Genomic DNA, 15,639 nt, shown 5'->3' with positions numbered 1-15,639 from the left:
TAAACAGTAAGCATCTTTGATGCACATCCAATCTCTTTCTATCGAAAACTTTCGAAATCTGCAGCCCACGAGGCTGCATTTTTCCCCTCAGCTAAACATTATCTACGGCAATAATGCCGCCGGCAAAACTAGCATTCTTGAATCCCTCTACATTCTCGGCCACGGTCGTTCATTCAGAACCAGTCGGCATAACAAGCTTGTTAATCATGATCATGACTCTTTTACTCTTTTCGCTGAGCTGACTGCCCATGGTTCCGGTCATAAGTTAGGAATACAGCGTTTTCGTAATAATGATGTTCACATGCGATTGAACCAGGAGCCATTATCCAAATTGAGTGATCTAGTATCTCTCGCCCCGGTTCAGGTTCTAGCTCCAGAACACTATGAGTTATTAACAAAAGGTTCCAGCGGTCGCAGGAAAATGTTGGATTGGGGAGTGTTCCACGTGGAACATTCTTTCCTTAAACGCTGGCAAGATTGCCAAAGACTGATATTACAAAGAAACAAGTTACTTAAAACCAGTAAAAGCTATCGAGAGTTAGCAGTATGGGACAGTCAGTTGGTGCCTCTTTCTATTAAGGTAAATCAATACCGCGAGGATTACTGTCAACTCCTACAACCTTTTTTCAATAGCATTATCAAGTCATTTCTTCCTGACGTTGATGTATCCTTGCATTTTTATCAAGGTTGGCAGGGCCATGACCTAGAGCAGTTACTGATTGAACAGTACCCAAAAGATGCAAAGCATGGTTACACCCACTCAACCATTCAAAAGGCTGATCTAAAGATTATGTCTGGAAAAAGGCTTGCTGCAGACTATCTTTCCCGTGGGCAACAGAAGTTGGTAACCACTGCTTTGAAGCTTGCTCAATTAAGTCTTGCACAAGAAAGAGGGCAACAGTATCCTGTTTTTTTGCTTGATGATATAGGCGCCGAGCTGGATCAAGAGCATCAACAGATGTTGCTAGATTTTCTTGCTCAACAACCCTCAAGCCAACAGATATTTATTACTTGTGTGCATTTAGATCCTCTCAAAAGCCTCATAAACAGGTATAATAACGTCAGGTTGTTCCACGTGGAACATGGGGCTGTTACTGTGATAGATACGGCCTCAGAGAAGAATGTGCAATAAGCTCAATAGAACAATCATAAGGAATCCGTATGTCGGAAAATAACAGTTACGATTCGTCCAGTATTAAGGTATTGAAAGGCTTGGATGCTGTTCGTAAGCGTCCAGGTATGTATATTGGTGACACAGATGATGGTACCGGCTTGCATCACATGGTGTTTGAGGTAGTGGATAACTCTATCGATGAGGCCTTGGCCGGTCACTGTACAGATATTTATGTCACTATTCATAGCGATAACTCAGTATCAGTAAAAGATAATGGGCGTGGTATTCCTACTGAAATCCACGAGGAAGAAGGGGTTTCCGCCGCTCAAGTTATTCTGACGGTACTCCATGCTGGCGGTAAGTTCGATGATAACTCATACAAGGTATCAGGCGGTCTGCATGGCGTTGGTGTATCGGTAGTTAACGCCCTGTCAGAAGAACTAAAACTGACTATCCGTCGCGCCGGTAAGCGTTATGAGCAGACTTATGTTCATGGTGAGCCACAAGCCCCATTAGAAGTGGTGGGTGATGCTGAAACAACCGGTACTGAAATACGCTTTAAACCCAGCAATAAAACATTCACAAACACAGAGTATCACTACGATATTCTAGCCAAACGCCTGCGTGAATTATCTTTCCTTAACTCCGGAGTTAGTATACGTCTGGCTGATGAGCGCTCTGGCAAACAGGACCACTTTATGTATGAAGGTGGTATCAAGGCATTTGTAGAGTATTTAAATAGCAAGAAAACACCAATCCATGAAAAGGTTTTTCACTTCACACATGAGCGTGAAGAAGACGGGATTACCGTAGAAGTAGCCATGCAGTGGAATGATGGCTTCCAGGAAAGTATTTTCTGCTTTACCAATAATATCCCACAACGCGATGGTGGTACTCACCTTGCAGGATTCCGCGCAGCTTTGACCCGTGGCCTTAATAACTTTATGGAAAACGAAGGCTACAACAAGAAAGGTAAGGTTAACACCACTGGTGATGATGCTCGAGAGGGCTTAACAGCGGTTATTTCAGTGAAGGTTCCAGATCCTAAGTTCAGCTCACAGACTAAGGATAAGCTGGTTTCCAGTGAAGTAAAGACAGCAGTAGAGCAGGCAATGGGTGAACATCTGAAAGATTTCCTTTTGGAAAACCCAGGTGAAGCTAAGTCTGTCGTGAATAAGATGATTGATGCAGCTAGAGCTCGTGAGGCAGCCAGAAAAGCGCGTGAAATGACCCGTCGCAAAGGGGCTCTGGATATCGCTGGTTTACCAGGAAAGCTTGCTGACTGTCAGGAAAAGGATCCTGCATTATCAGAACTGTATATTGTGGAGGGTGATTCTGCGGGCGGTTCGGCCAAGCAGGGTCGAGATCGTAAGAATCAGGCGATTCTACCGCTGAAAGGTAAGATTCTAAATGTAGAGAAAGCCCGTTTCGATAAAATGCTATCCTCTCAGGAAGTTGGTACTCTGATTACTGCGTTGGGTTGCGGAATTGGTCGTGAAGAGTTTGATGCCGATAAAACCCGCTATCATCGAATCATCATCATGACTGATGCGGACGTAGATGGTGCGCACATTCGAACCCTATTATTAACTTTCTTCTACCGTCAGGTGCCACAACTTATTGAGCGTGGCTATATTTATATTGCGCAGCCACCTTTATATAAGGTTAAAAAAGGTAAGCAGGAACAGTATCTGAAAGATGACGAGGCGTTAGAAAACTACTTAACTCAATTGGCACTGAACAACACAGAGCTTTATGTTAGTAAAGATGCGCCGCCAATTACTGGTGAAGGCCTTGAACGCCTGGTTAACGAGTATAGGGACGTACAGACAACGATTCGCCGATTGGGTCGCTTATATCCGTCAAACATACTTAACAGCATGATCTACCATCCAACTCTGAAAACGGATGATCTAAAAGATGAATCCAAAGTTAAAGATTGGATGGAAACTTTGTCGGTTAAACTTAATAAAGACCAGAAAAGTGGGGCGGTCAGGTTCATCTTTAACATACGTAAAGACAATGAGCTGGAGCATTACCTTCCGCATTTCACCATGTTCCATCATGGTGTGGAAAGTGAATACTTACTCTCAACAGAGTTCTTTGCCTCTAGCGATTACAAAAAGATATCACTACTTGGTGAAAAACTAGAGACCTTGATTGAAGAAGGTGCCTTCGTAAAACGGGGTGAAAAAATCCAGGAAATCGAGTCATTCAAGGATGCTCTTGATTGGTTAATGGGTGAAGCGCGACGTGGTCAGGCGATTCAGCGCTACAAAGGTCTGGGAGAGATGAATCCAGGACAGTTGTGGGAAACTACCATGGACCCTGAAAGCCGACGCATGCTGCAGGTTACCATCGAAGACGCCGTTGCGGCCGATCAACTGTTTACCACACTAATGGGGGATCAGGTTGAGCCTCGACGTGAGTTTATCGAAAGTAACGCACTGTCAGTATCGAACCTTGATGTCTAACAGCAGAGTGATTTAAAAGCAGAAACAAAAGGCCGCTTATTAGCGGCTTTTTTTTGACTTCATAACAATAGTGAATACTTACTTATTACAAATGTGTTTATTTAAAGCAATCTCGTAGATTGGCAATGCCTCTCTATCCTCGTCGGATAGCGCAGGGAATTTTAAGGGGAGTTGTTGCATATTGTCTAATACAAGCTGCGATACTATGGCCCGCATAGCTGGTTTATTGTCGGCGGGAATAACATACCAGGGTGCCCAGGGTCGAGAAGTATTAGATAGTGCTTCTTGGTAGGCGTGTTGATACTTGTCCCACAGCTGACTTTCTTCTATATCCGAACTAGAAAACTTCCAGTTTTTCTCGGGGTTGTGGATACGAGATAAAAACCGTCGGTGTTGCTCCTGTTGTGAAACGTTTAGGAAAAACTTAAGAATAATGGTGCCATTTCGGGCAAGGTGCGCCTCGTGATCATTTATTGACTGAAACCTGTCGGTCCAAAGCTGGGTATGCTGGTCAATCTGCAACAAGTTATCAGTAGTGAAATTAGGCAGGCGTTGATGCAGAAGAAAGTTAGGATGTACACGAACTACTAAAACTTCTTCATAATAACTGCGATTGAAGATACCAATTCTGCCTCGCTCAGGAAGAGCCTTGCAAGTACGCCATAAAAAGTCGTGATCCAGCTCCTGACTTGAAGGTTGTTTAAAGTTGTGAACCTGGAATCCTGCGGGATTTACGCCACTGAAGACTTTTCTGATAGTGCTATCTTTACCAGCAGCGTCCAATGCTTGAAAAATTAAAAGAACAGAGAAACGATTATCAGCAAACATTTTATGTTGCAGATGATAAAGGGCATCAGAGTTTTTCTGTAACTGAGCCTTATATTCATCCTTTGTTAAAGCTGGCGAGGGAGTTGTTTGTAGTTCATTGATAGCTAAATGACCATCAAACGGCATTAGAAAGGGAGAATCAACACAATGAAACAAAGATGAACTTGCTTGAAGTGTGTCAGCCATATTGGTCGGTACCTTATAAACCATAATTACAAGATCCATTAAATTAAAAAAAATAACAAGGCACAATTGTTAAACCTTCAAAAATGAGCTGTAAATCATTGATATAGCGGTCAGCAAGAGTAAGATAACTGAGGAATCAAAAACAAAAAGGAGTACTTATGTCAGTCGCAAAGGTTACAGAAATAATTGCTGACTCAGCTGAGAGTTTCGAAGATGCGGTGAGGAAAGGGATCCGCAGAGCAAATAAAACCCTCGATCAAGTTAAAGCAGCCTGGGTTAAAGAGCAGCAGGTTGTTATTAAAGATGGGGAGGTAGAAAGCTTTCGAGTTGTAATGAAGGTAACCTTCCTGTTAAAAGATTAACCTAGCCCTATCAAACTAAAAGCCCATGATATTTCATGGGCTTTTTGCTATCAGGAGGCTAAAGGATAATCGTTACTTAGTACCAAGGATGGAACCAAGTAGTCCACGGACGATTTTACGACCAAGCCCTGAGCTGATTGTTCGAACCAGAGTTTTGGTGAAGGCTTCGCCAATTGATTGACGGTTTGATCGTCTGGCAGGTTTAGACTGTTTACGAATTTTTTCAGCTTCTTTCATTTCATTAGCTTGACGCTGTGCGAGCTCTTGTTCCCTTTGCAGTAATACTTCATAAGCTGATTGTCTATCAATGGGAGTATCGTAAATACCTTTAATTACAGATTGGTTGAATAGAGACTTCCAGTCATCATCACTAAGTGGACCTATCTTGGAACAGGGCGGGCATATCAAGGTCTGTTCTACAGGTGTAGGTCGGCCCTTCTCATCGAGAACTGAAACCAAAGCTTCGCCCACAGATAACTGAGTAATAACATTTTCAGTGTTAAGTTTAGGATTAGGTCTGAAGGTTTCTGCGGCCACACGAATGGCTTTTTGATCCTTAGGTGTAAAAGCACGAAGAGCATGCTGAATTCGATTACCCAGTTGTCCAAGCACCGAGTCTGGAATATCGGTGGGGTTTTGGGTGACAAAATAGACACCAACCCCTTTTGAACGAATCAGGCGAACCACCTGCTCAATACGCTGCAAAAGAATTTTTGGGGCATGATCAAATAAAAGGTGGGCTTCGTCGAAAAAGAAAACCAGACGAGGTTTTTCAGGATCACCAACTTCATCCAGCTCTTCGAACAGTTCTGAAAGCAACCACAGAAGGAAGGTGGAATAGATCTTGGGATTTAGCATCAACTCGCGGCTGTAAAGTAAATTAATATAGCCCTTACCATTTTGGTCTAAACGCATCATGTCATTGATGTTAAGCGCAGGCTCGCCAAAAAAATGGTCACCTCCAGAATTCTCAAGGACTAGTAGCTTACGAATAATAGCTGCAACGGATTGGACGGCCACATTTCCATAATGCCTGCTAACTTCCTGACGATTATCACTTAGCCAGTTAAGCATGGAACGGAGGTCTTTGATATCAAGCAGTAACAGCCCCTGTTCATCAGCAATATCAAAGGCAATGTGCAACACACCACTCTGGGTATCATTAAGCTCAAGTAAGTTAGCTAATAAAAGTGGACCCATTTCAGAAATAGTAGTACGTACTGGATGGCCATGTTGGCCATAGACATCCCAGAAAAGAACAGGATTAGCTCTAGCTTGATATTCAGGTATTCGGATTGCATCTATTCTTTCTGAAATCTTAGGGTGGGGACTTGCTGCTTTAGCAATGCCGCTGAGATCACCTTTAATGTCTGCGGCAAAGACAGTAACACCTATATTAGAAAAGGCCTCTGCTAGGACTTGTAGAGTAACGGTTTTGCCGGTTCCGGTAGCACCAGCAATCAGACCATGACGGTTAGCCATCTTGGGGTTTAATTGGATATGCTGTTGTTCTTTATTACCGCCAATGAGTATCATAATGTCAGTCCATGCATAATTATTCGTTCAGAATAAATAATCACAATCAAAACGCAAGCAAAAGATTTTGCTGGATCAACAGAGAAATATTGATATTAATCAGGAAATGGAAGCTAAAGTAGCGTAAATTAAGTACGGAAAATGGTAAGAAAATAGGGGAAGGGCATGAACTTTGATCAGTTGCTAGAAAATGCATTAACTGAAACAAATGGACAAACTACCAACAGTGTTTTATGTGATAAGAAAAATAAACTCCAGGATGTAAAGCTAGAACAGGTTGATTTTGAAAACCAGTTATTTATAACCGAAAATAACAAAACACCATTCTCTGAGATTCAATATATTGTCATCCAGAAACCTGTTTTTGAAAGTCTAGAGGAATACCAGAAAGAAACAGGCAATCAAAACTACTCAAACTATCGCGTTGAGATGAGTGATAAATTTACAATAACCGGACAGTGTGTTTTTTGTGAAAAAGAAAAAGGACTCTGGAAGGTACTGCGTCTGCATCATAACCATATTTTCATTATTCTCATATCAGAAGCCAACATAACAAATATGGATATACTGCAGGGTAATGGTCGATCGACGTTTGGCAAAGAAGAAGATCGATACACCGGTGAAATTAAGGATATTGATTTAAGTACCATAGAAATAGACGAAAAGTGGGTGCGGAAATTTCCACCGGAACTACTTTTTAAATACCAGGCATTACCATTATTTAAGAAAAATAATTATTTAGAAGTAGCATTTACCAATCCACAGCAAATCGATGCAATGCAGGTTCTGAGTTTCATTGCCGGATGTAATATTGAGCCATTAAAAGCAAATAAACGTGACCTTTTAGAATATTTAAGTGGCATAGTACAGTTTCAAAATGAAAAGGAAGCATTAAGTGAATTGGAGCGTGTGGGTATAGATGCTAATAAAAGTTTAGCCACCAATGAAATAGAAAGTCTAGGCAAGAAAAAAGGCGTAATCAATTTAATGGCATCGATTATTACTGATGCGATTGAAAAGGGAGCCTCGGACATTCATCTTCATCCAAGAGCAAAGTATCTACAACTTTTATATAGAATGGATGGAACCTTAACACCCATTCGAAAACTGAACTTATCACTACATCAGGCTTTGGTTAGTCGAATCAAAATAATTGGTGGGATGGATATTTCAGAAAGAAGATTACCTCAGGATGGACGAATAGAATATGCCGGTAATGGCAAAAGTATTGATATGCGAATTTCGGTAATGCCAACCGTGTACGGTGAAAGTGTTGTTATTCGTATCTTGGATAGCTCACAGGGATTGCGAGATATTACCGAGCTTGGTTTTAATGAAAAGGACACTGAGCGATTCGTCAATTTATTGCATTCTAGTTATGGAATGTTCCTGGTGACAGGGCCAACTGGCTCAGGTAAATCGACGACACTTTATGCCGCGATTAACGAGAAAGTAAAAGAAGGTCCGCATATCATCACAGTTGAAGAACCCGTTGAATACAAAATGGAGGGGGTAACTCAAATACCGGTAAATCACAAAATTGGTTATACATTTGCTAGAGCACTTAGAAATATCTTAAGGCACGATCCAGATGTAATAATGGTAGGGGAAATACGTGATGGCGAAACCGCTAAAATAGCAGTAGAAAGTTCTCTGACGGGACACCTGGTATTAAGTACCCTACATACCAATAGTGCGGTAAGCACCATCACACGTCTGATAGAAATGGGGGTTGAACCATATTTACTAAAAGATGCTTTAGTGGGAATACTGGCGCAGAGACTGGTTAAGAAAAATTGTGCGCATTGTCTGGAAGAAGAAAAAATACCCGAATCCATTCGTAAGGAAATCCAAGCTACAAAGAACGACAAATTCTATAAAGGTGCCGGTTGTGCTGAATGCTTTAATACCGGAATTGCTGGAAGACGTTCAGTGTATGAGTTGCTGAGCATTACTCCGGAAGTTGCAAGAGAAATTAACGACACATTGGATATCAATAAGCTTAATGAAATAGCAAAAAAACAGGGAATGGTAACCCTGGCAGAGATGGCCCTTGAATTAGCCCGTAAAAAAGAAATTTCTGCATTAGAAGTTTACAAAATCAGAGCCAATGCCAGCCAGATAAAAACACTGGAAGAAGAATAGAAAGCAAAAAAGGAGCCAATCGGCTCCTTTTTTACTACTGAGAAAATCTTAAAGTTTAGCCTCAATATCAGCCAGTTTCTTTTCCAGCTCTGCCAGCATTAAACGAGTTCTTTGCAGTACTTTTGTTTGTGCATCAAACTCTTCACGCGTGACCAGGTCTAGTTTGGCTAGTTGGCTTTGTAGTATCTGTTTAGCCTGTTTAGCAAATTCATCGCCGGTATTTTTAACGGACGGTGGAATGGCATCAGACAATTTACTGGCTATGTCATCAAGAACTTTAGGATCAATCATGGTGAGCTCCTAAATTACCAAAGCAATGGTTTAAATCGAGCGAGATACAGAACCGCAAAAATACTGGCGATTGCTAAAAGGAAAAATATTAAACGCTTTTTACTTTCGGTGGCATGGAACATTTTAATACCGAAAAGAATATAGGTAACGATCAACAGAATCTTAACCGTGAGCCATGGCTGGTGTTGAGGATACATTTTGGTTTGCACCATCAAAACAATACCGCTGGCTAATAAAAAAGTATCAATTATATGAGGCAGGATTTTAACAACTTTTTTCTGTAGTAGTTGACTGCCTCTGAATAACCAGACGCTACGGATCAAAAAACCAAGCACGGTCAATGCTGCCAAACTCATGTGAAAGTGTTTTAACGCTAACATGTAACTTTGGTTACCTCTATTTGATTACGGTTGATATAAGCTTCTAAGGCTGATTCTAAATCAGGCAGTGTGTTTAATGGTACCTCTGCTCTGATAGTCACCTGTTCCGAAAAATTGGTTTCAACTATTTCGGCCTGAGCTTCCTTGAGCAGGTATTCTACCTGTTTTTGTAGCTCATAAGCACAGGTTAGATCAAGTTTCTCGGTGTAGATGCGAGAACCGAGGGTAATCTGTTCCATAGCCTGCTTGACCGATCCGCCATAGGCTCGTGCCAGACCTCCGGTGCCTAGCTTGGTGCCGCCATAATAACGAGTTACCACGGCAGTAATGTCACCAACATCACTGTGTTGTAGAACATTAAGCATTGGCATGCCTGCGGTTCCGCTTGGCTCACCATCATCCGAGCAGGCAATTAAAGTTGTGCTGGCGGGATTACCGACAATATAGGCCCAACAATGGTGAGTAGCGTCCGGTTCAGTCTGGTTAAAATGGTTTATAAATGCCTTGGCGTCTTCAACCGTAGGGGTAAAGGCTACCCTGGCAATGAAGCGACTGCCTTTTATTACTTCCTCAAAAGAAAAAGGGTGCTCAACACTATGTTGAGGCACCCGGTAACCAGCAAGTTGCTGCTTTGTGGTGTCTGACATCAAGTGAAATTAATCCAGATGTTCACGGGTTAAGTTACGTGGTCCTGTTGCAGTAACCAGCACTTCATCCTCGATGCGAATGCCGCCAAAAGGCTTAAACTGTTCGATTCTATCCCAGTTAATCGATTTAGCATGTTCGGTTTGCTTCAAGTCACCTAGTAGAGAGTCAATGAAATACAGACCCGGCTCAATAGTGAGGATGTTACCCACTTCAATGTCGCGAGTGTTACGCAGGAATGGGTGTGCTTTCGGTGGCGGTGCTGGATCACCTTCCACATTGGCCTGGTGACCACCAACATCGTGTACCTGAAGACCAATATGGTGTCCAAGGCCATGAGGGAAGAAGGTCGAAGTGACACCAGCTTCTACCATAGACTCGGGTGTCATATCGCAGAACTTGTACTTGTTAAGTAGCTTGGCAATTTCGTGATGAGTTTCGATGTGTAGGTCGACATAAGACTGGCCGATAGCAACTTTGCCGCAGATACGTTGCTCGAGAGCATCCATATCACCAATCAGCTCAGCAAACTCATTCTGCTCATAAGCGTAAGTACGCGTAATATCAGCTGCATAGTTATTGTAACGAGCACCGGCATCAATCAGGAAAGTTCGGTGTTGCTCAGGTGCCTGATTGTTATATAAGGTGTAGTGCAAAATAGCTGCGTGCTCATTGAGGGCAACAATACTGCCGTAGGGTAACTGGTGTTCGGTATGACCGGTAGCCAACTGGTAGGCAAGGTGGATTTCAAGCTCTGAGCCTTGTTTAAAGAACATGTCGCGAGCGGCCATATGGCCTAATGCTGCTCTTTTATTAGCACGTGAAACACACTCAACTTCATAGTCAGACTTGATGGCACGATGCCAGTTAATCTCATTCATGAAGTAACCGGGATTGACCGCTGCGAAATTGTCTTCATCAAACGGACGCCCCATCTCTCCAATATAGGCAACATTACCTGTAGTAGGGATATGAGAAAGAACTTCGTCTTTGGTGCGGGTCATAACAATATCAAAATGCTCTACCCAGAAACCTTCTGGGTCGCCTGCCACATAGTGCCAGAAATCGACAGGCTGGTAGTAGCATAACTTGCGGCTGCCATCAGCTGAGATGATCAAGACGCTATCGTGCAAGTCATCTAATGGCACAAAACTGTTAAAGTGGAAATTCGATTTAAACGGATAGGACATGTCATCCAGGAAAATGCCATGTTGTGAGCCGGCCGGGATCACCAGGTGATCAAAGTCATGGTTTTCCATGGCTTTCTGATAGCGCTTAGTAACGACATCAATATGTTGCTTGAATAAAGGGGCCAACGAAGAATCGTGCATAAAGTATCCGATTGTGGTTAATCAATAGTGGCACCATTATTCCAGAAATCACGCCCGATCAGAAGGGTAGTCGGGGGCTTTCGTTTGGCGGCAAACTTCGTTATGATTGGTCAGACCAGAAGTTTCAATTGTGTCTGCTGACCTGCAGCAGTACACTGGTTTTCTTTATTTTGGCACTTAGTTAAGTTAAACAACTATGCTGCCAGACAATTACCGCCAAAGCATTTCCTGCTAATGAATGGCAGCCAGCAATGGAGATTAAGAATGATATTTGAAGGTCAATCGATTCAATGCAGATTGCACCCAACCGGGATTGCCGAAGTCTGTTTTGATAATCAGAAAGAGTCGGTCAATAAATTTGACCGCGATACCTTAGAAGAACTCAATAAAGTCATTAGCCTGTTAAAAGACAACTCAGATGTTAAAGCCGCTATGGTTACCAGTGGTAAGCCGGTTTTTATTGTCGGTGCTGATATCACTGAGTTCTTAAGTTTATTCGCTTTACCACGTGAAGAGCTTATGAAGTGGATCGTGGAGGCAAATGCCATTTTCTCAGGTTTTGAAAATCTGCCTTTCCCAACAGCAGCAGCCATTAATGGTGTGTCGCTGGGTGGTGGTATGGAAATGTGCTTAAGCTGCGACCTGCGTGTAGCTTCAACCAATGCTCAGGTTGGTTTGCCGGAAACCAAACTTGGCTTGATTCCAGGTTTCGGGGGTACAACCCGACTACCACGAGTAATTGGTGCAGACAATGCCTTTGAATGGATCGCCGGTGGAAAGCCAAGCAAGCCAGATGCTGCACTGAAGGTTGGGGCGGTAGATGCGGTAGTTGATGGCGATAGTCTGTTCGAAGCCACTGAGCGTATGCTGATTGAAGCCATCGAGAACAAAATAGATTGGAAAGGGCGTCGTAAAGAAAAAACTGGCCCACTAAAACTCAATAAGATTGAAGCATCGATGTCCTTTATGACCTCAAAAGCTTACATCGCTGGCCAGGCTGGACCGCATTACCCAGCACCGGTTAAGGCCGTGGAGGCAATTGAAAAAGGTGCAGCAATGCCATTGGCGGAAGCGATTAAGTTTGAACATGAAGCATTTGCTGACGTAGCGCAAAGCCCACAGGCATCTTCTTTGATTCAGTTATTCCTCAACGATCAGGTATTAAAGAAAAAAGCCAAACAGGCTTCCAAAGCGAAGAATGTTGATGTAAAAGCAGCAACGGTACTGGGTGCAGGCATCATGGGTGGCGGCATTGCCTATCAGTCAGCATCACGCGGCGTTCCAGCGATTATGAAAGACATTCGTCAGGAAGCACTTGAGCAGGGTATGAATGAAGCAATCCAGCTATTCGGTAAAGGTGTTAAATACGGCAAAATCAGTACCGAAAAAATGGCCCAAGGCATTGCCAGCATTAAACCAACACTGAGCTATGATGAAATAAAGCATACCAATATCGTCGTTGAAGCAGTGGTGGAAAACCCAAAAGTAAAAGAAGCAGTTTTAAAAGAAGTCGAAGAAATGATGCCGGAGGATGCCATCATCTGCTCTAACACCTCGACTATTTCCATTGACAGATTAGCGGGCGCGCTGAAACGTCCTGAAAAATTCTGCGGTATGCATTTCTTCAACCCTGTACACAAGATGCCATTGGTCGAAGTAATTCGAGGTAAAGATACTTCCGAAGAAACCATCGCCAGCGTTGTAGCGTATGCCAGCGCCATGGGTAAATCACCGGTTGTAGTCAATGACTGTCCAGGTTTCTTTGTGAATCGTGTCCTGTTCCCATACTTTGGTGGATTCACAAAATTGTTGCGCGATGGTGCCGACTTCCAGCAGGTCGATAAAATCATGAGTAAGAAGTTTGGTTGGCCAATGGGACCTGCCTACTTGCTTGATGTGGTAGGAATGGATACCGGTAAACATGCGGCAGAGGTGATGGCTGAAGGGTTCCCAGATCGCATGAGCAAAGAAGAGAAAGATGCGATAGATGTCATGTTTGAACATGACCGCTACGGTCAGAAAAATGGCAAAGGCTTTTATGTGTATGGTACCGATAAAAAAGGGAAGCCAACTAAGGAAGCCGATCCAAAAGCTTATGAGATCTTGAAAGAAGTTTGCGCTGAAACCAAAGACTTCAGTGATGAAGAAATAATTGCGCGCACCATGCTGCCGATGATTATCGAAACGATTCGCTGTTTGGAAGAAGGCATTATTGCCAGCCCAGCCGAGGGTGATATGGCCTTAATTTACGGTCTTGGTTTCCCTCCATTCCGCGGTGGTGTCTTCAAGTATGTAGATGATAATGGCATGAAGAACATTGTTGATTTAGCAAACAAGTATAAACATCTTGGTAAAGCTTACGAGCCTACTGACGGAATGTTAGCTATGGCTAAAGACAACAAAACATTTTATAACGCATAACCAAAGGGGAATTAATGATGAATGAAGTAGTAATAGTAGATGCCATTCGTACCCCAATGGGGCGTTCGAAAGGCGGTATGTTTAGAAACACCCGTGCCGAAGAGTTATCTGCACGATTGATTCAGGGTCTATTGGATCGTAACAACGCACTAGATCCTGCCGATGTGGAAGATGTGATCTGGGGTTGCGTGCAGCAGACTCTGGAGCAGGGTTTTAATATTGCACGTAATGCTATGTTAAAAACCAGTTTGCCGCATACCGTAGCAGGACAAACTGTAAATCGTTTGTGTGGTTCTTCAATGCAGGCGCTACACACCGCCGCCCGCTCGATTATGGTTGGTGATGGTGATGTATTCATCATCGGTGGTGTTGAGCATATGGGTCATGTACCAATGAATCATGGTATTGATTTTGATCCTGAGTTGGCTAAGTACACTGCTAAGGCAGCAGGCATGATGGGCTTAACCGCAGAGATGCTGGCCATTATGCATAAAGTATCTCGTCAGGAGCAGGATGAATTCGGTTACCGCTCTCACCAGCTGGCGCACAAAGCTACCGTTGAAGGTCGTTTCAAGAAAGAAATTCTGGCGATGGAAGCTCATGATGAAACTGGTGGTTTGCGCTTGTTTGATTTTGATGAAGTTATTCGCCCTGAATCAACGGTAGAAGATATGGCAAAGCTCCGTCCAGTTTTTAATCCAAAAGACGGTACGGTAACCGCAGCGACATCTTCAGCAATTTCAGATGGTGCAGCAGCTATGCTGGTCATGTCTCGTGAAAAAGCTGATGCACTGGGTTTAAAGCCAATTGCTAAAATCGTATCAATGGGTGTGGCCGGTTGTGATCCATCCATCATGGGCTTTGGTCCAGTTCCAGCAGTCAATAAAGCGCTCAAGCGAGCAGGTATGAAAATATCAGACATTGATTTGTTTGAGTTAAATGAAGCTTTCGCAGCGCAATCAATTGCAGTGCTAGATGGCTTGGGTATGCGTGATAACTGGCAGGACAAAGTTAATCTTAATGGTGGTGCTATAGCCCTTGGCCATCCACTAGGTTGTTCCGGAGCTCGAATTTCTACAACCTTACTTAGATTAATGGAAGACAAAGATAAAGAGTTCGGCATTTCAACCATGTGTATTGGTTTGGGGCAAGGTATTGCTACCGTGTTCCAGAGGTTGAATTAAAATTTAACTTTACAAGATATAAAGGCTCCAGATGGAGCCTTTTTTATGTGAGGTGAATTTTGGGGGAATGTGTCACGGTTTATTTTGTAGTTTTTTTTCAGAACGGTTGTGTTGTCGTTCATTGTCAAAAAATATACTTCCGGTAACACCTGCCAGACCAAATAAAAATATTAAGACTGATACAAGTATGACGATTATCCACTCAAATATTGTCATGAGGCACCTCCTGTGCTTTTCTTTTATATTGGCTAATAAAAGAAAAGTTAGCAACTAAAAGAATGTAAAAGTTTAATTGTAGTCTATACTGAAAGGGGTGAATCAAAGGTGAACAAGAGTAGGAGAAATGTGATGCAGTCGAACTGTCAGAAAATAACAAATGTGATTGTCGTCAAAAACCTGGAAAAAGGAATAAAGTTTTGGGAGAAGGTAGGATTTGAGGTGGTTACTTCAGTTCCTCAGGGTGATGAGATTGGTTTTGTCATTTTAAGTAACGGTAAAACGGAAATTATGTTCCAGACAACAGCGAGCATAGAAGAAGACATCAGTCAGGTATTACCAGAGTCAAAAACCTTTTTATTCGTTGAAGTAGAAGATATTGTCGAGATACAAAAAATGCTTGAGGGTGAAAATATTCTGATTGAAGAACGCGAAACATTTTATGGTGCCACAGAAACGATTTGTACCGATCCTTATGGTAACTGGATTTGCTTTGCGCAATTCAAGGAAGGGAAGCCAGAGTAGA

The 15,639-nt window shown here is 42.8% G+C and carries 13 protein-coding genes; 7 read left to right on the top strand and 6 right to left on the bottom strand.

Features of this window, described 5'->3' with window-relative positions; all coding sequences use genetic code 11:
* The first annotated feature begins 19 nt into the window (after positions 1 to 19).
* Complete coding sequence (gene recF, locus B158_RS0101830) at positions 20 to 1,132, top strand: DNA replication/repair protein RecF (RefSeq protein ID WP_018623621.1); 1,113 nt, start codon at positions 20 to 22, stop codon at positions 1,130 to 1,132.
* A 29-nt stretch (positions 1,133 to 1,161) separates the two neighbouring features.
* Positions 1,162 to 3,588: a DNA topoisomerase (ATP-hydrolyzing) subunit B gene (gene gyrB / locus B158_RS0101825; protein ID WP_018623620.1), complete on the top strand. Its 2,427-nt coding sequence runs from the start codon at positions 1,162 to 1,164 to the stop codon at positions 3,586 to 3,588.
* Between the two features lie 78 nt (positions 3,589 to 3,666).
* Here gyrB and B158_RS0101820 read toward each other — a convergent pair whose 3' ends face one another.
* Positions 3,667 to 4,602 (bottom strand): PPK2 family polyphosphate kinase, encoded by a 936-nt coding sequence (locus B158_RS0101820; RefSeq protein ID WP_051082507.1) that lies wholly within the window; start codon positions 4,600 to 4,602, stop codon positions 3,667 to 3,669.
* 158 nt (positions 4,603 to 4,760) lie between these two features.
* Between B158_RS0101820 and B158_RS0101815 the strand changes: the two genes are divergently transcribed.
* The gene (locus B158_RS0101815; RefSeq protein WP_018623618.1) at positions 4,761 to 4,964 is read left to right on the top strand and encodes a dodecin family protein; all 204 of its coding nucleotides are present in this window, start codon (positions 4,761 to 4,763) and stop codon (positions 4,962 to 4,964) included.
* Positions 4,965 to 5,036: 72 nt separating this feature from the next.
* Here B158_RS0101815 and B158_RS0101810 read toward each other — a convergent pair whose 3' ends face one another.
* Entirely contained in the window at positions 5,037 to 6,500 is a 1,464-nt protein-coding gene (locus B158_RS0101810) for a helicase HerA-like domain-containing protein (RefSeq protein ID WP_018623617.1), read from the bottom strand.
* 165 nt (positions 6,501 to 6,665) lie between these two features.
* On the opposite strand from B158_RS0101810, the gene B158_RS0101805 reads away from it, so the two are divergent.
* On the top strand, positions 6,666 to 8,645 hold the full coding sequence (locus B158_RS0101805; RefSeq protein WP_018623616.1) for a GspE/PulE family protein: 1,980 nt from the start codon (positions 6,666 to 6,668) through the stop codon (positions 8,643 to 8,645).
* A gap of 48 nt (positions 8,646 to 8,693) precedes the next feature.
* On the opposite strand, the gene ubiK is transcribed toward B158_RS0101805, so the two are convergent.
* Genes ubiK through pepQ form a run of 4 tightly spaced genes read right to left on the bottom strand, consistent with a single transcriptional unit; the run spans position 8,694 to position 11,292 of the window.
* Positions 8,694 to 8,936, bottom strand: a complete 243-nt coding sequence (gene ubiK, locus B158_RS0101800) for a ubiquinone biosynthesis accessory factor UbiK (RefSeq protein WP_018623615.1) — start codon at positions 8,934 to 8,936, stop codon at positions 8,694 to 8,696.
* Positions 8,937 to 8,950: 14 nt separating this feature from the next.
* Positions 8,951 to 9,316, bottom strand: a complete 366-nt coding sequence (locus tag B158_RS0101795) for a SirB2 family protein (protein ID WP_018623614.1) — start codon at positions 9,314 to 9,316, stop codon at positions 8,951 to 8,953.
* Positions 9,310 to 9,963: a YigZ family protein gene (locus B158_RS0101790; protein WP_018623613.1), complete on the bottom strand. Its 654-nt coding sequence runs from the start codon at positions 9,961 to 9,963 to the stop codon at positions 9,310 to 9,312. Before B158_RS0101790 ends, B158_RS0101795 begins: the two co-directional genes overlap by 7 nt.
* 9 nt (positions 9,964 to 9,972) lie before the next feature.
* A complete protein-coding gene (gene pepQ, locus B158_RS0101785; protein WP_018623612.1) occupies positions 9,973 to 11,292 on the bottom strand; it encodes a Xaa-Pro dipeptidase in 1,320 nt (439 codons plus the stop codon).
* Between the two features lie 264 nt (positions 11,293 to 11,556).
* Between pepQ and fadB the strand changes: the two genes are divergently transcribed.
* The 3 genes from fadB (at position 11,557) to B158_RS0101765 (ending at position 15,638) form a co-directional block, all read left to right on the top strand.
* On the top strand, positions 11,557 to 13,713 hold the full coding sequence (gene fadB, locus B158_RS0101780) for a fatty acid oxidation complex subunit alpha FadB (RefSeq protein ID WP_018623611.1): 2,157 nt from the start codon (positions 11,557 to 11,559) through the stop codon (positions 13,711 to 13,713).
* A gap of 17 nt (positions 13,714 to 13,730) precedes the next feature.
* A complete protein-coding gene (gene fadA / locus B158_RS0101775) occupies positions 13,731 to 14,897 on the top strand; it encodes an acetyl-CoA C-acyltransferase FadA (RefSeq protein WP_026309187.1) in 1,167 nt (388 codons plus the stop codon).
* 348 nt (positions 14,898 to 15,245) lie between these two features.
* Positions 15,246 to 15,638: a VOC family protein gene (locus tag B158_RS0101765; protein ID WP_018623608.1), complete on the top strand. Its 393-nt coding sequence runs from the start codon at positions 15,246 to 15,248 to the stop codon at positions 15,636 to 15,638.
* The last annotated feature ends 1 nt before the right edge of the window (position 15,639 follow it).

The organism is Kangiella aquimarina DSM 16071, from assembly GCF_000374105.1.
In the GTDB taxonomy this organism is placed as follows: domain Bacteria; phylum Pseudomonadota; class Gammaproteobacteria; order Enterobacterales; family Kangiellaceae; genus Kangiella; species Kangiella aquimarina.
Note: the sequence above shows the minus strand (reverse complement) of the source record. Positions and strands in the feature narration are given on the sequence as shown.

Bases quoted from the DNA above. Each gene is read 5' to 3' on its own strand.
- B158_RS0101820 (WP_051082507.1), bottom strand. From the start codon at position 4,602: ATGGCTGACACACTTCAAGCAAGTTCATCTTTGTTTCATTGTGTTGAT.
- B158_RS0101810 (WP_018623617.1), bottom strand. From the start codon at position 6,500: ATGATACTCATTGGCGGTAATAAAGAACAACAGCATATCCAATTAAAC.
- fadA (WP_026309187.1), top strand. From the start codon at position 13,731: ATGAATGAAGTAGTAATAGTAGATGCCATTCGTACCCCAATGGGGCGT.
- ubiK (WP_018623615.1), bottom strand. From the start codon at position 8,936: ATGATTGATCCTAAAGTTCTTGATGACATAGCCAGTAAATTGTCTGAT.
- B158_RS0101805 (WP_018623616.1), top strand. From the start codon at position 6,666: ATGAACTTTGATCAGTTGCTAGAAAATGCATTAACTGAAACAAATGGA.
- B158_RS0101790 (WP_018623613.1), bottom strand. From the start codon at position 9,963: ATGTCAGACACCACAAAGCAGCAACTTGCTGGTTACCGGGTGCCTCAA.
- gyrB (WP_018623620.1), top strand. From the start codon at position 1,162: ATGTCGGAAAATAACAGTTACGATTCGTCCAGTATTAAGGTATTGAAA.
- B158_RS0101795 (WP_018623614.1), bottom strand. From the start codon at position 9,316: ATGTTAGCGTTAAAACACTTTCACATGAGTTTGGCAGCATTGACCGTG.
- B158_RS0101815 (WP_018623618.1), top strand. From the start codon at position 4,761: ATGTCAGTCGCAAAGGTTACAGAAATAATTGCTGACTCAGCTGAGAGT.
- fadB (WP_018623611.1), top strand. From the start codon at position 11,557: ATGATATTTGAAGGTCAATCGATTCAATGCAGATTGCACCCAACCGGG.
- B158_RS0101765 (WP_018623608.1), top strand. From the start codon at position 15,246: ATGCAGTCGAACTGTCAGAAAATAACAAATGTGATTGTCGTCAAAAAC.
- recF (WP_018623621.1), top strand. From the start codon at position 20: ATGCACATCCAATCTCTTTCTATCGAAAACTTTCGAAATCTGCAGCCC.
- pepQ (WP_018623612.1), bottom strand. From the start codon at position 11,292: ATGCACGATTCTTCGTTGGCCCCTTTATTCAAGCAACATATTGATGTC.